Below are 14,041 nucleotides of genomic sequence, written 5' to 3' on the forward strand. Positions count from 1 at the left end.
TCTTTGCCTACTTTCTTGGCGAGACAAGAAAGTAGGTCGCCTCCCCGCAGGGGAGGTGAAACTGCCTTTGACCTTGCAGTTAAGCAGTTGCAGTTGCAGTTGCAGTTGCAGTTGCAGTTGCAGTTGCAGTTGCAGTTGCAGTTGCAGTTGCAGTTGCAGTTAACCCACCACCCACCACTCACCACCCCAAAAAGCGAAAAAGCGCGAACAACCGCCCGCGCCTGATCACATCAACCAACCCAACCCTTATGCCACCGCATCCGCCGGCTGCTTCTGCAGCAAAGCCAGCAACTGCGCCAACTCATCCCGCAGCTTGCGACGATCGACAATCATATCGATCGCGCCCTTTTGCAACAGGAACTCAGCCCGCTGGAAGCCCTCAGGCAGCTTCTCGCGCACGGTCTGCTCGATCACGCGGGGACCGGCAAAGCCGATCAGCGCCTTGGGCTCGGCAATCACCACATCGCCCAGGAACGCAAAGCTGGCCGAAACACCACCCATGGTGGGATCGGTCAACACGCTGATGAACGGCAGCTTGGCGTTCGACAACTGGTTCAGCATGGACGTGGTCTTGGCCATCTGCAGCAGCGACAGCAGGCTTTCCTGCATGCGTGCGCCGCCCGTGGCGGTAATGCAGATGAACGGCACCTTCTGCTCCAGCGCCGCCTGGGCGCCGCGCACGAAGCGCTCGCCCACCACCGAGCCCATGGAGCCGCCCATGAATTCGAACTCGAAGCAGCTCACCACGACCGGAATGGTGTGGATGGCGCCGCCGATCACGACCATGGCATCGGTCTCGCCGGTGTCGTCCATGGCGGCCTTGATGCGGTCCGGGTACTTCTTGGTGTCCTTGAACTTGAGCGCGTCGACCGGCAGGATTTCCTGGCCGATTTCATAGCGGCCTTCGGCGTCCAGCAGCCCGTCGAGGCGGGCGCGGGCGCGGATGCGCATATGGTGGTCGCACTTGGGGCAGACGTGGAGGTTGGCCTCGACGTCGGTCCGGTACAACACCGACTCGCACGACGGGCACTTGACCCACAGCCCTTCCGGAATGCCCTTGCGGGTGGAGGGGTCGGTCTGTTGAATCTTGGGAGGGAGGAGTTTATCCAACCAGCTCATGAAAGGCTCCTTTCGGCACATGCGCGGAACATGTCAGGCCGCGAATTTACCATGCCTGCGGTCCGCAGTCCCCGTTGCGCCGGGGCGATGCGCCTGTTGCGGCACAACGGCCGTCAAAATCAGTGTTTTTTGCTGCATTCACCACCCGTGCGTCGACACGGGCGGCGGCGCCTCAATCACATTCAGGCATCCAGCGCCTGGCGGATTTCCGCGATGAACGACTGCAGCGATTGTACCGCCTGGCCGCGCGGCGCATCTTCCAGCAATTGCACCAGGCGGCTGCCGATCACCACGGCGTCGGCCACGCTGCCGATCGTGCGCGCGGTCTGCGCGTCGCGGATGCCGAAGCCCACGCCCACCGGCAGGTTGGCATGGCGCTTGATCAGCGGAATGCGGGCGGCCACGCTGTCGAGGTCAATGGTGGCCGAACCGGTTACGCCTTTGAGCGACACGTAGTACAGGTAGCCGCTGGCCAGCTTGGCCACGGCTTCGATGCGATCGTCGGTGGAAGTCGGCGCCAGCAGGAAGATCGGGTCCATCTCGTTGGCACGCATCTGCGCGGCGAAGGACTCGCACTCCTCGGGCGGGTAGTCGACCACCAGCACGCCATCGACACCGGCGGCGCGCGCGGCCTTGGCGAAGGTTTCCTCGCCCATTCGCTCGATCGGGTTGGCGTAGCCCATCAGCACCACGGGCGTCGCCGCGTTGGTCTGGCGGAACTCGGCCACCCAGGCCAGCACCTTGGTCAGCGTCACGCCCTGCGCAAGCGCGCGCTCGGAGGCACGCTGAATCACCGGGCCATCGGCCATCGGGTCGGAGAACGGCACGCCAAGCTCGATCACGTCGGCCCCGCCCGCCACCAGCGCGTGCATCAGCGCGACGGTCAGGCCGGGCTCGGGGTCTCCAGCGGTGATGAACGGAATCAGGCCCTTCTTGTTCTGCGCGGCCAGCGCCGCGAAAGTCGTTTTGATTCGGGACATGGTCATTGAGCGAGAGTGGGCAGCGGTGTGGACGAGGCAGCCAGCAAGGGCTCATCGTTCGCGGCTGCGATGTTCAGGGTCGCGGGCGCTGCCTGCGGCGTAGTGATGCATGCCGCGACGCGCGCGCGCGCCACGTCGACATAATCGGGATTCATCTCGAAGCCGACGAAGCGGCGCCCGTGCAACGCGCAGGCGACGGCCGTGGTACCGCTGCCGGTGAACGGATCGAGCACCAGCCCGCCCGGCGGGCAGCTGGCCAGCACCATGCGCTGCACGATATGCAGGGGTTTCTGGGTCGGGTGATTGGCACGCTCCGGATCCTGCCGGTGGATGCGCGGCACGCTCCACAGGTCCTTCGGGTTATAGCCAACCTCCAGCCACTTCTTGCCCTCGAAGCGCGGACGGCTGCGCGCCTTCTTGGTCTCGGCGTCGTACGGCACGCGCACCGGGTCGAGGTCGAAGTAGTAGTCGCGGGCCCGGGCAAAAAAGCCGATGTTGTCGTGCACCGAGGAATACTTGCGCGTGGTGCCGCCCATGCTCGGCACGCGCCGGTCCCAGATGATCTCGTTGATCATGGTCAGGCGCTGCTTGAGCATCACGAACAACTCCGGCGAGTATTGCCAGGTGCAGAACAGATAGAGCGAGGCGCGCGGCGCCAGCTTGGGCACCACCGCATCGATCCAGCTCGCGGACCATTCCAGGTAGGCGTCCCCGGACAGGCGATCGGAGTCATTGCCGTAGTCCTTGCCCAGGCCATAGGGCGGATCAGCCACGATCAGGTCGATGGAGCCGTCGGCTATGCGCTTGATGCCCTCCAGCACGTCTTCCTGGTAGAGCGTCAGTTGCGGTGCGGCGATCGGCGCGGACGGGGGGCCGCCTTCAGCGGCCCCCGGCGGGAGGAAGTCGCGCATCAGAGGGTCAGCCCCGAACGCTCGGCCACGGTATGCATATCCTTGTCGCCACGGCCGGACAGGTTCACCAGCAGCAGCTTGTCCTTGGGCAGCGTGGGCGCGAGCTTGCAGGCGTAGGCGATGGCGTGACTGGACTCCAGCGCCGGGATGATCCCTTCGATGCGGCAACAGTCGTGGAAAGCCTTGAGCGCCTCCTCATCGGTGATCGGGACATACTCGGCGCGGCCGATATCCTTGAGCCATGCGTGCTCGGGGCCTACGCCAGGATAGTCCAGGCCGGCGGAGATCGAATGGGTCTCGATGATCTGGCCGTTGGCGTCCTGCAGCAGGTAGGTGCGGTTGCCATGCAGCACGCCCGGCGTACCGCCGATCAGCGCGGCGGCGTGGCGGCCGGTTTCCAGGCCGTCGCCGGCAGCTTCCACGCCGATCAGGCGCACATCCTTGTGCTCGATGTACGGATAGAAGATACCCATGGCATTGGAGCCGCCGCCTACGCAGGCGATCACGGCATCGGGCTGGCGGCCCGTCATTTCCGGCATCTGCACCTTGGCCTCTTCGCCGATCACGCACTGGAAGTCGCGCACCATCATCGGGTAAGGATGCGGGCCGGCCACGGTGCCGATGATGTAGAAGGTGTTCTCGACGTTGGTGACCCAGTCGCGCATGGCTTCATTGAGCGCGTCCTTGAGGGTCTTGGAACCGCTTTCCACCGGCACCACGGTGGCACCCAGCAGCTTCATGCGGTAGACGTTGGCGGCCTGGCGCTTGACGTCTTCCGAGCCCATGTAGACCACGCACTCCATGCCGAAACGCGCGGCGATGGTCGCGGTGGCCACGCCATGCTGGCCGGCGCCGGTCTCGGCGATCACGCGCGGCTTGCCCATGCGCTTGGCCAGCAGTGCCTGGCCGATCACGTTATTGATCTTGTGGGCGCCGGTGTGGTTGAGGTCTTCGCGCTTGAGATAGATCTGCGCGCCGCCGAGCATCTCGCTCCAGCGCTGTGCGTGATAGATCGGCGAGGGGCGGCCGACGAAATGCTTCAGCTCGCGGCGGTACTCCGCGTCAAACTCGGGATCCTTCTGGAAATGCGCATAGGCTTCGCGCAGTTCGTCCAGCGCGTGCACCAGGGTCTCGGATACAAAGGAACCACCATAGGGGCCGAAATGGCCACGGGAATCGGGCAGGTCGTACATGAGTCAGCTCTTCTGAACAGGGCCCTTGCCGTTCTGGCAGGGGCCCGATGTCGTTAGGGTCGTGCGCGGGGCAGGTGCGGTTTGCGGGGGATATGCGGGAGGCCGAGCGCCTGGACGGCAACTTGACTCACCCGGCATCCGCGCTGCGCACCGCGCGCACAAAGGCGGCAATCCTGGCGTGGTCTTTCACGCCTTTGGCAGCCTCCACGCCGCTGCTTACATCGACAGCGTAGGGCCGCACGCGCTCAATCGCGCCAGCGACGTTTTGCGCGTTCAACCCACCACTCAAAACGATCCGAGGAGCGGCGCTTGCGGTCGGGTTGTGGGTGGGCGCAAGCCATGTCGGGGGTATCAGGGTCCAGTCGAAGACGTGCCCGCCACCGCCGTAGCCTTCGACGAAGGCATCAAGCAGCAAGGCAGCGGCATCACGATGCAGATCCGCGAATTCTACCAAATCGAGGCCCGGCTGCACGCGTGCCGCGCGCAGAAACGGCAGCCGGCAGCGCTGGGCCACCAGGGTGCAGTCCTCGGGGCGCTCGTCGCCGTGGAATTGCAGTAGCGTAAGCGGCACACGCTCCACCACATGGGCAATATGGTCGGCCTCGGCATTGACGAACAGGCCCACCACCGACACGAAGGGGCCAGCGGCTTCGGCCAGCGCTGCGGCGCGTGCCACCTCGACAAAGCGCGGGCTGCCCGGATAGAACACCAGGCCGATCGCGTCGGCGCCGGCATCGACCGCGGCGCGGACGTCTTCCTCGCGCGTCAGCCCGCAGATCTTGATGCGGGTGCGGCGCGGCACGCTGCCGGCTTCAGGCAACAGGGTCATTGGCAAACACTCCATGAAACAGGCTGGCGGCCGTGTCGGCGACTGGGATCTGGTACTGCTCAGGATACTTCACCCCGGCCAGGTAAAGGCCGTCGGGCATGAAAGTGGGCGCGGCCTTGGCGCGATTGCGCCCTGCCAGCACTTCGGCCAGCCACTCCGGCGGGTTGCGTCCCCGCCCTACCGCCACCAGGCAACCCATCAGGTTGCGCACCATGTGGTGCAGGAAGGCGCTGGCGCGAAAGCGCACGAACAGCCAGTCGCCGTCGGCCTTCAAGGTGATGTCGTACATGGTCTTGACCGGCGACTTCGCCTGGCACTCGGCGGCGCGAAAGGCCGAGAAATCGTGCTCGCCCAGCAGGCAGCCCGCGGCCGTGCGCATGGCGTCGACGTCCAGGCCCTTGCCTGGCGGCAGCATCAGGTAGCCTGCCCTGCCGTGCACCAGCGGCACACGGTGCGGCCCCACGTAGAGCGCGTAGTAATACATGCGCTCGAAGGCCAGGAAACGCGCATGGAAGCTGTCGTCCACCGGCTTGGCCCATTGCAGCGAAATGCTGGGCGGCAGGAAGGCGTTGACGCCGCGTACCCAGGAAAACGGTTCGCGCGTCAGCTCGGTGTCGATGTGGATCACCTGGCCGAGCGCGTGCACGCCGGTATCGGTGCGGCCCGCCACTGTGGTCAGCACGCGGCTGCCGGCGAACTGCCCGATGGCGTCCTCGAGCCGGTCCTGCACCGTATTGCGGTGCGGTTGCGACTGCCAGCCTGAGAAGGCGGCGCCGTCATAGTGGAGGCCGAGGGCAATGCGGGTCATGGGGCGGAAATTGACGACGGAAATAGACGATCAACGGAAGCTAGCGAAAACGGCGCGGCGCCGATGAAAAACGCCCGGCTGCCGGCTCGCAAAAAACAAATGCGCCGGGAGCCACGCTCCCGGCGCATTGGTGGCGAGCCGCCGGGCGCATCGCTTGCGCACAGCCCGCCATTCTACAGCTTGCCTGTCAGGCCACGTCCCGCAGCAAAGTCTTGGCTTCAGTCAGCAGCGGGTCCTGCGACTGCTCCACCACTTCCTGCAGCAACTCCCGCGCGCCTTCCTTGTCACCGATCTCGATATAGGCGCGGGCCAGGTCGAACTTGATCTGCATGTCGCGGCCACCATCGGCAGAGTCGGCCGACAACGTGCTCGGCGAGATGCCGCGCGCCGTGTCGAGCCCGCTTTCCGCACTCACGCGGGACAGATCGATTGGCTCGGACAGCTTGCCATCGCGCAGCATGGTCGGCGCCGGCAGGGACGAGCCAAACGAGGAACGGGTCTCTTCATGCGCTTGCGCCGGGCTGTCGGCACGCGCGTCGGCATGGCCCGCCGGACTGAGGTCCAGCGAGATGCCGGACATGTCGAAGTCGAGCGGACGGCTACGCGTGGGCGTATCCAGCGCCGGGATGTCGCCATGACCGTCATGACCGTCATGACCACCGATGCCATGGGTCTCCGGCAGATCCAGGCCAAGGCCATCGTCCAGGCGCGCGGCTAGCGCCGAAGGCACCGCCTCGCCATTGCCGAACACACGCGAGGCGGACTCGGGCGCGGTGATCGGCGCACCGGCTGCCGGCGCGGGGAACCCATCCAGCGGCAGCGCAAAGTCTGCCAGGTCCGCCAGCGGGGTTTCGCGCGGTGCCGCCGCCAGGTCTTGTGACGGATCGTGGGTGCGCCACTGGTCGGCCGGCAACGTGGTGGTGTCAACCGACGCGACATCGGGCGCCACGCTCAAATACAAGGCGTTGTTCGGATCGAGGCTACGCCCCATCTCCGCTGCCTGTGTCCACTCCGCCCCGTGTCCTCCGGTCTGGGCGAACATTTCTTCTGCAATCACGCGAAAACCTTCCACATCCTGACGAGTGTTGTAAATCTCCATGAGCTTCAGACGGATCGCCTGGCGCTCAGGGTTTTGCTGCAGGGCTTCGCGCAGGATTTCCTCGGCCTGCACATCGCGCCCGTAGGCGATATAGACGTCGGCCTCGGCGATCGGATCGACCTCGTTGGCTTCCGCGGCATTGTTGCCAATGCGGAAATCCGCGCCGAACACGCTGTGCTGCGAGGTGTCCACGCTCTGCCCGCCCGCGGTGCCGAACAGCGAATTGCCGCCGGCCATGACGGTGCTTTCCTGCGACAGGATGCTGTCCCCGAAGGCCGCGCCGTCGCTGGTCTTCTGTTGCTGGCGCCGGCGATAGATCGCGTAGCCGCCCAGCAGGGCAATCAACAGTCCGCCGCCTGGCAGCAGCATCGGATTGGCCAGCAGGTCTTCGATAAACGACGGCTGTGCCACCGGCGCGGGCTGCGTCACGACAGGCGGGCGCTTGGCGGCAGGCGTGGAAGCGGCAGCAGGCTTGGCGGCAGCCGCAACGGTGGCGTCCGCGGCATTCGCGCCGGCACTACTGGCGCCGGCGGGGGCCGCAGGCGCGGACGCCGGGGATGCTGCGAGCGGCGCCGCCGCTGCCGCTGCCGCAGCCGTGGCGCTGGCCGTTGCCGGGGCCGGTGCGGCTGCGTCGGCCTTGGCGGCCTCAGCCGGAACCACGGCAGGTGCAGCAGCCGGGGCTGCAGGGGCCGCGGCCGAGTCCTTGCCCGCCCCCTTCTGTACCTGGGCCAGCTTGGCGATCTCGGCGTTCTTCAGCTCGACCAGCCGCTGCATGTCGTTCACGTTCTTCTCAAGCTGCGCGAGGCGTGCCTCGGCTTCCTTGAGCTGCCGTTCCTTGGCGATATTGGCTTCGGTTGCCGCGGCGGCAGCAGCCTGGCTGCCACGATCCGGCTTGCTGAGCTTGAGCTCGTCGCGTGGGCCGGCGGCCGGTGCGGCCTGTTCCTGCACGCGCGCGGTGACGTTACCAGACTGCTCGCGGCCACTGCCGGCCTCGACCGAGCGCCCCGCCGCCGCCGTCGCCAGGCGGCTGCGGTAAGCGTCGAAGCCCTGCGTGCGCGCCACCACTTCGCGGCGCGCCGCGCGGGGCGTGACCGATTGCGCTTCTTGCTGGCTAGGCACCTTGAGCACGGCACCCGCCTTGAGGCGGTTCATATTGCCGCCGACGAAGGCGTTCGGATTGTTGCGATAAAGCGCGACCAGCATCTGGTCCAGGGATACCGAATCCTGTCCCTGCGACGCCTCGCCGGCGATGGCGGAGAGGTTGTCGCCGCGCTGCACGGTGTAGGTACCGCCAGCCGCGGCAGCGCCGTCCGCGACAGCCTGCGTAGCGGCGCGGTGCGGACGTGGCGCTGGCGCCTTGGCCTGGGGCCGTGGCGCCGGGCTGGCCGCCACGGGAGCCGGGGCCTGCACCGACGGCGCGGGCACGGGTGCGGCGCTTGGCGCGGGCGCCGCCGGGCTGGTGGCGCCGGATTCGTCGGGCGTGCCCGCCTGCACTACCGTGGCAGGCGAGAAAGTCTGGTTGGAAGGCTTGGCCCCTGCCGGATCCAGCAGGAAGGTGTACGCGCGCGACACCTTGCCGCTCGCCCATGTCATGTCGACCAGGATGTCGACAAAAGGCTCGCTGACCGGCTGGGTTGACCGGACCCGTGCCACATAGCTCCCGTTGGGGCGGCGCTCGACCTGCAGCCGCAGGCTGCTGACCGCGGGCAGATATGTCAGGCCGGCCTTGGCATACGCATCGGGCGACGCCAGCTTGACGGCCAGGCCGTCCGCTTCTTCCGCACTGACGCCACTAATATCAATTTCCGCTTGCAGCGGCTGACCCAGATTCGACTGTACCCGTAATTGCCCGAACCCCGCGGCATAAACGGCTGGCTGCGCGAGCAGCAAACCGAGTGCCGTGAAGGCCAGCGTTGACCAGCGCTGGCGGGCGGTAGGCGCATCTTTCCGGCGATGTTGGCTCACACTCACCTTGTGCTCCGTTGTGTTCTAGTAGTGAAATTAACTTAACATCAATGGTTTAGCGCAGCAAGTTAGCGTCCTGACTGAGCCCCGCGCCAACTCGTACGGGCGTGCGGATGACCGCCCCGCAGCCCGGCATATGCCGCCTGTATTGTGACGCAACGCCGGGAAAAATAGGCGGCTGGGCGTGACAACGCCGCGCACAGGCGCGGCGTTGTTATCAAAGCCCGTGGTTTCTGTTGCCTGGCTGCAACGGAACCGCGGAGGCCTTGCGCGGAGCCTCAAGACATGGACTAAGACATGACTCAAGCGCTCCTTGGGAGCAAGTCCCTGGCTCAGGCTTCGATCAGGATGCGCAGCATACGACGCAGGGGCTCGGCGGCGCCCCACAACAGCTGGTCGCCAACGGTGAAGGCCGAGAGGTATTCCCCACCCATCTGCATCTTGCGCAGGCGCCCCACCGGAATGGTCAGCGTGCCGGTCACGGCGGCCGGCGTGAGGTCGGTCATGCTGGCCTCACGGGTATTCGGCACCACCTTGGCCCACTGGTTGTTCTCGGCCAGCATGGCTTCGATCTCATCGAGCGGCACGTCGCGGCGCAGCTTGATGGTCAGCGCCTGCGAATGGCAGCGCATGGCGCCAATGCGCACGCACAGGCCGTCCACGGCGATCGGCGCGGCGCCGGTCGCGCCCAGGAAGCCTTCGCCGCGACCCAGGATCTTGTTGGTCTCGGCGCCGGCCTTCCATTCTTCCTTCGACACGCCGTTGCCCAGATCCTTGTCGATCCAGGGAATCAGGTTGCCAGCGAGCGGCACGCCGAACTGCTTGGTTTCGTCGGCGGACAGGCCGTGCTGGGTTGCCAGGATGGTGCGGTCGATTTCCAGGATGGCCGATGCCGGGTTATCCAGCAGCGACTTGACCGACGCGTTGAGCGTGCCGAACTGCGTCAGCAGCTCGCGCATGTGCTGCGCGCCACCGCCCGAGGCAGCCTGGTAGGTCATGGACGTCATCCAGTCGATCAGGTCGTGCTGGAACAGGCCGCCCAGGCCCATCATCATGCAGCTGACCGTGCAGTTGCCGCCGATGAAATTCTTGACGCCCTTCGCCAGCGCGTCCTTGATGACACCAAGGTTGACCGGATCCAGCACGATGATGGCATCGTCCTTCATCCGCAGCGAGGACGCCGCGTCGATCCAGTAGCCCTTCCAGCCAGCTGCGCGCAGCTGCGGGAAAATCTCGTTGGTGTAGTCACCGCCCTGTGCGGTGAGGACAACGTCGCACTTCTTCAGCGCTTCGATGTCGTTCGCGTCCTTGAGCTTGGTTTCATTCTTGGCCATGGCCGGAGCCTGGCCGCCAGCGTTGGACGTGCTGAAGAATACGGGCTCGATATGGTCGAAATCGCGCTCTTCCTGCATGCGTTGCATCAGGACGCTGCCGACCATTCCTCGCCAGCCGACGAGACCTACAATCATGACTAACCTCGGATGTGATTTGAACTTCCCCGCGCTTTCCTCGCCCGACGTGACTGCGCGGGGAAGACGAGCAGGCACGACGAACGATCTAGCCGATCGTTTTGGTAGTAATGGTTTTAATCGTCGTTGCGGTAAGCGGGTGGCCGTGCGAACCCAGGCCAACCGGGCTGCGGGTAGCAACCGGGGCGGCGATGGCAGTCGAGGGGGACTGGAAGATTCGGACCATTCGCAAAGTCTACACGATTTTGTGGCGCTGCCACACGGGGGAAATCGGGGACAAATGAAAGAAAAGGCGCCGCATGCGGCGCCTTTTCAACTTTGATGCGGCTTACAGTGCCGCGAGCACGGCCGCGCCCATTTCACGCGTGCCGACTTGCTTGCAGCCCGGCGTCAGGATGTCGCCGGTGCGGTAGCCCTGGGCCAGCACCTTCTTGACGGCGTTCTCGATGCGGTCGGCCTGCTCGGCGCGGTTCAGCGAGAAACGCAGCATCATCGCCGCCGACAGGATGGTGGCCAGCGGATTGGCCACGCCCTTGCCGGCGATATCTGGAGCGGAGCCGTGCGACGGTTCGTACAGGCCCTTGTTGTTGGCGTCCAGCGAAGCCGACGGCAGCATGCCGATCGAGCCGGTCAGCATGGCGGCCTCGTCCGACAGGATGTCGCCGAACATGTTGCCGGTGACGATCACGTCGAAGCTCTTGGGCGCCTTGATCAGCTGCATGGCCGCGTTGTCCACGTACATGTGCGACAGCTCGACTTCCGGGTATTCCTTGTGCACGTCGATCACGACGTCCTTCCAGAACTGGAAAGTCTCGAGCACGTTGGCCTTGTCCACGCTGCACAGCTTCTTGCCGCGCTTGGCCGCGGCCTGGAAGGCCACGTGGGCGATGCGGCGGATTTCCGGCTCGCTGTAGCGCATGGTGTCGAAGCCTTCGCGGGCGCCCTTGAACGGACCGTCCGGGGCTTCGCGCATGCCGCGCGGCTGGCCAAAGTAGATGTCGCCGTTGAGCTCGCGCACGATCAGGATGTCCAGGCCGGCCACCAGTTCGGGCTTCAGGCTGGACGCACCGGTCAGTTCCGGATAGCAGATCGCCGGACGGAAGTTGGCGAACAGCTGCAGGTGCTTGCGCAGGCCGAGGATGGCCTGCTCGGGACGCAGCGGGCGATCCAGCTTGTCGTACTTCCAGTCGCCCACGGCGCCGAACAGGATGGCGTCGGCTTCCTGGGCCAGCTTGAGGGTGGCGTCGGGCAGCGGATGGCCGCTGGCCTCGTAGCCGGCGCCGCCCACCGGGGCGGTTTCCATCTCGAATTTTTCGTCGAGCGCGTTCAAGACCTTGACGGCCTCCGCGATGATCTCGGGACCGATGCCGTCACCCGGCAGGACTGCGATTTTCATGCTTTGTCTTCCTTGTTTTGTCTCAGCGTACCAACCGGTCTCAGCCGACCACGCGGTTGTTCAACCACGGCATCCTGGCCACGCGCTCTGCCTCATATGCCTTGATCTTGTCGGCATGGCGCAGGGACAGGCCGATATCGTCAAAGCCGTTGAGCATGCAGTACTTGCGGAACGGCGCGATGTCGAACGGGTAGCTGTTGCCGCCCGGCGTGACCACCAGTTGCTTGTCGAGATCGATGGTCAGCTTGTAGCCGTTGAACGCATTGGTCTCGTTGAAGATGTGGTCGACCTGCAACTCGGTCAACACCACCGGCAGCAGGCCGTTCTTGTAGCAGTTGTTGAAGAAGATGTCGGCAAAGCTCGGCGCGATCACGGCGCGGAAGCCATATTGCGTCAGCGCCCAGGGTGCGTGCTCGCGCGAGCTGCCGCAGCCGAAGTTGCGGCGGGCCAGCAGGATCGAGCCGCCCTGGTAGCGCGGTTGATTGAGCACGAAGTCCGGGTTCAGCGGGCGGCGGCTGTTGTCTTGCCCGGGCTGGCCCACATCCTTGTAGCGCCATTCGTCGAACAGGTTCGGCCCGAAGCCGGTGCGCTTGATCGACTTGAGGAATTGCTTCGGGATGATGGCGTCGGTGTCGACGTTCTCGCGGTCCAGCGGCACCGTGAGCCCGCTGTGTACAGTGAACTTATCCATGGTCGGTTCCTTACTTCCTTGCCGCGCTTTCGAGCGAGCGGCCTGCGGCCTGTGTGTCCTTGCCAAGGCCGGCCATCGTATGGCAGCCGGCCAGTTGCAGCATGCCCAGGCATGCGAGCAACACAATCAGGGCTTGTTTCATGACGAGCCTGCGCGAATCAGCTGAGCTGGCGGATATCGACGAAGTGGCCTTCGATGGCAGCCGCGGCGGCCATCGCCGGGCTCACCAGGTGAGTCCGGCCACCGGCGCCCTGGCGCCCTTCGAAGTTGCGGTTCGAAGTCGACGCGCAGCGCTCGCCCGCCTCCAGGCGGTCGGCGTTCATGGCCAGGCACATCGAGCAGCCCGGCTCGCGCCACTCAAAACCTGCAGCCTTGAAGACCTTGTCCAGCCCTTCACGCTCGGCTTGTTCCTTGACCAGGCCCGATCCCGGCACCACCATCGCCAGCTTCACGTTGGAAGCCACGCGCCGCCCCAGCTTCTGCACGACCCACGCAGCAGCGCGCATGTCTTCGATGCGGGAGTTGGTGCAGGAACCGATAAAGACCTTGTCGATCTTGATGCTGTCCACTGGCACATTGGGCTGCAGGCCCATGTACTCGAGCGCGCGCTCCATGGCGTTGCGCTTGTTCGGGTCTTTTTCCTTCTCGGGATCCGGCACGCGGTCCTCGATGCTGACCACCATCTCGGGCGAGGTGCCCCAGGTCACCTGCGGACGGACGTCTTCCGCGCGCAGCTCGACCACCTGGTCGAAATGCGCACCGGCGTCCGAATGCAGCGTGCGCCAGTAGCCCACGGCCTGCTCCCACTCCACGCCCTGCGGCGAGAACGGGCGGCCCTTGACGTACTCGAGCGTGACATCGTCCACCGCCACCAGGCCAGCGCGCGCGCCCGCTTCGATGGCCATGTTGCACACCGTCATGCGCCCTTCCATGCTCAGGTCGCGAATGGCCGAGCCAGCGAACTCGATGGTGTAGCCAGTGCCGCCCGCGGTGCCGATCTTGCCGATCACGGCCAGCACGATGTCCTTGGCGGTGCATCCGCGCGGCAGCTTGCCTTCCACGCGCACCAGCATGTTCTTGGCCTTCTTGCCCAGCAACGTCTGCGTAGCCAGCACGTGCTCCACCTCGGAGGTGCCGATGCCGTGCGCCAGCGCGCCAAACGCGCCGTGCGTGCTGGTATGCGAATCGCCGCAGACCACCGTCATGCCCGGCAGCGTGGCGCCCTGCTCCGGCCCGATCACGTGCACGATGCCCTGGCGCAGGTCGTTCATCTTGAACTGGGTGATACCGTACGCGTCGCAGTTGTTGTCCAGTGTATCCACCTGCAGCTTCGACACCGGATCGGCGATGCCCTGGCTACGATCCGTGGTCGGCACGTTGTGGTCCGACACCGCCAGGTTGGCGCTGATGCGCCAGACCGGGCGCTGCGCCAGCTTCAGGCCTTCGAACGCCTGCGGGCTGGTGACTTCGTGCAGCAGATGGCGATCGATGTACAGCATCGTGGTGCCGTCATCCTCGACGTGCACGGTGTGGTCATCCCAAAGTTTGTCGTAAAGCGTCTTGGCCATGATGCAGGGGGGG

At 65.5% G+C, this 14,041-nt stretch carries 14 protein-coding genes; 2 read left to right on the plus strand and 12 right to left on the minus strand.

The annotated features are described in order from the left end of the window. Window positions 1-225: hypothetical protein (locus AC1RWI_RS36185; RefSeq protein WP_492870714.1), on the plus strand; the 225-nt coding region annotated here is incomplete at its 5' end. Between the two features lie 21 nt (window positions 226-246). Here the strand turns inward: AC1RWI_RS36185 and accD are convergent. The 8 genes from accD to asd form a co-directional block, all read right to left on the minus strand. Continuing rightward, a complete protein-coding gene (accD, locus tag AC1RWI_RS36190) occupies window positions 247-1,119 on the minus strand; it encodes an acetyl-CoA carboxylase, carboxyltransferase subunit beta (RefSeq protein WP_043347984.1) in 873 nt (290 codons plus the stop codon). Window positions 1,120-1,301: 182 nt separating this feature from the next. Further along, window positions 1,302-2,099 (minus strand): tryptophan synthase subunit alpha, encoded by a 798-nt coding sequence (gene trpA / locus AC1RWI_RS36195; protein ID WP_043347986.1) that lies wholly within the window; start codon window positions 2,097-2,099, stop codon window positions 1,302-1,304. 2 nt (window positions 2,100-2,101) lie between these two features. Next, the gene (locus AC1RWI_RS36200) at window positions 2,102-3,010 is read right to left on the minus strand and encodes a DNA-methyltransferase (RefSeq protein ID WP_492368660.1); all 909 of its coding nucleotides are present in this window, start codon (window positions 3,008-3,010) and stop codon (window positions 2,102-2,104) included. Next, window positions 3,010-4,203 carry a tryptophan synthase subunit beta gene (gene trpB, locus AC1RWI_RS36205; protein ID WP_043347992.1) on the minus strand — a complete coding sequence of 398 codons (1,194 nt, stop codon included), beginning with the start codon at window positions 4,201-4,203 and terminating at the stop codon, window positions 3,010-3,012. Before trpB ends, AC1RWI_RS36200 begins: the two co-directional genes overlap by 1 nt. A 127-nt stretch (window positions 4,204-4,330) precedes the next feature. After that, window positions 4,331-5,032, minus strand: a complete 702-nt coding sequence (locus AC1RWI_RS36210; RefSeq protein ID WP_043347993.1) for a phosphoribosylanthranilate isomerase — start codon at window positions 5,030-5,032, stop codon at window positions 4,331-4,333. After that, window positions 5,016-5,840, minus strand: coding sequence for a tRNA pseudouridine(38-40) synthase TruA (gene truA, locus AC1RWI_RS36215; protein ID WP_043347996.1), 825 nt, complete (start codon window positions 5,838-5,840; stop codon window positions 5,016-5,018). Before truA ends, AC1RWI_RS36210 begins: the two co-directional genes overlap by 17 nt. A 187-nt stretch (window positions 5,841-6,027) precedes the next feature. Further along, entirely contained in the window at window positions 6,028-8,910 is a 2,883-nt protein-coding gene (locus AC1RWI_RS36220; RefSeq protein ID WP_492870715.1) for a motility hub landmark protein FimV, read from the minus strand. 326 nt (window positions 8,911-9,236) lie between these two features. Further along, complete coding sequence (gene asd, locus AC1RWI_RS36225) at window positions 9,237-10,373, minus strand: aspartate-semialdehyde dehydrogenase (protein ID WP_043348001.1); 1,137 nt, start codon at window positions 10,371-10,373, stop codon at window positions 9,237-9,239. On the opposite strand from asd, the gene AC1RWI_RS36230 reads away from it, so the two are divergent. Further along, complete coding sequence (locus tag AC1RWI_RS36230) at window positions 10,372-10,695, plus strand: hypothetical protein (protein ID WP_144409824.1); 324 nt, start codon at window positions 10,372-10,374, stop codon at window positions 10,693-10,695. The two genes, asd and AC1RWI_RS36230, sit on opposite strands and share 2 nt — an antisense overlap. 6 nt (window positions 10,696-10,701) lie before the next feature. Here the strand turns inward: AC1RWI_RS36230 and leuB are convergent, their stop codons facing one another. From leuB to leuC, 4 genes are read right to left on the minus strand one after another with little or no spacing between them, the layout of a single operon-like run. Then, complete coding sequence (gene leuB, locus AC1RWI_RS36235; protein ID WP_043348003.1) at window positions 10,702-11,769, minus strand: 3-isopropylmalate dehydrogenase; 1,068 nt, start codon at window positions 11,767-11,769, stop codon at window positions 10,702-10,704. 40 nt (window positions 11,770-11,809) lie between these two features. Then, complete coding sequence (gene leuD / locus AC1RWI_RS36240; RefSeq protein ID WP_043348005.1) at window positions 11,810-12,460, minus strand: 3-isopropylmalate dehydratase small subunit; 651 nt, start codon at window positions 12,458-12,460, stop codon at window positions 11,810-11,812. Window positions 12,461-12,470: 10 nt separating this feature from the next. Further along, the gene (locus tag AC1RWI_RS36245) at window positions 12,471-12,602 is read right to left on the minus strand and encodes an entericidin A/B family lipoprotein (protein ID WP_043348007.1); all 132 of its coding nucleotides are present in this window, start codon (window positions 12,600-12,602) and stop codon (window positions 12,471-12,473) included. A gap of 16 nt (window positions 12,603-12,618) precedes the next feature. Further along, a complete protein-coding gene (leuC, locus tag AC1RWI_RS36250) occupies window positions 12,619-14,028 on the minus strand; it encodes a 3-isopropylmalate dehydratase large subunit (RefSeq protein ID WP_043348009.1) in 1,410 nt (469 codons plus the stop codon). Between the last annotated feature and the right edge of the window lie 13 nt (window positions 14,029-14,041).

Source organism: Cupriavidus sp. MPR-AND1C, from assembly GCF_058809705.1.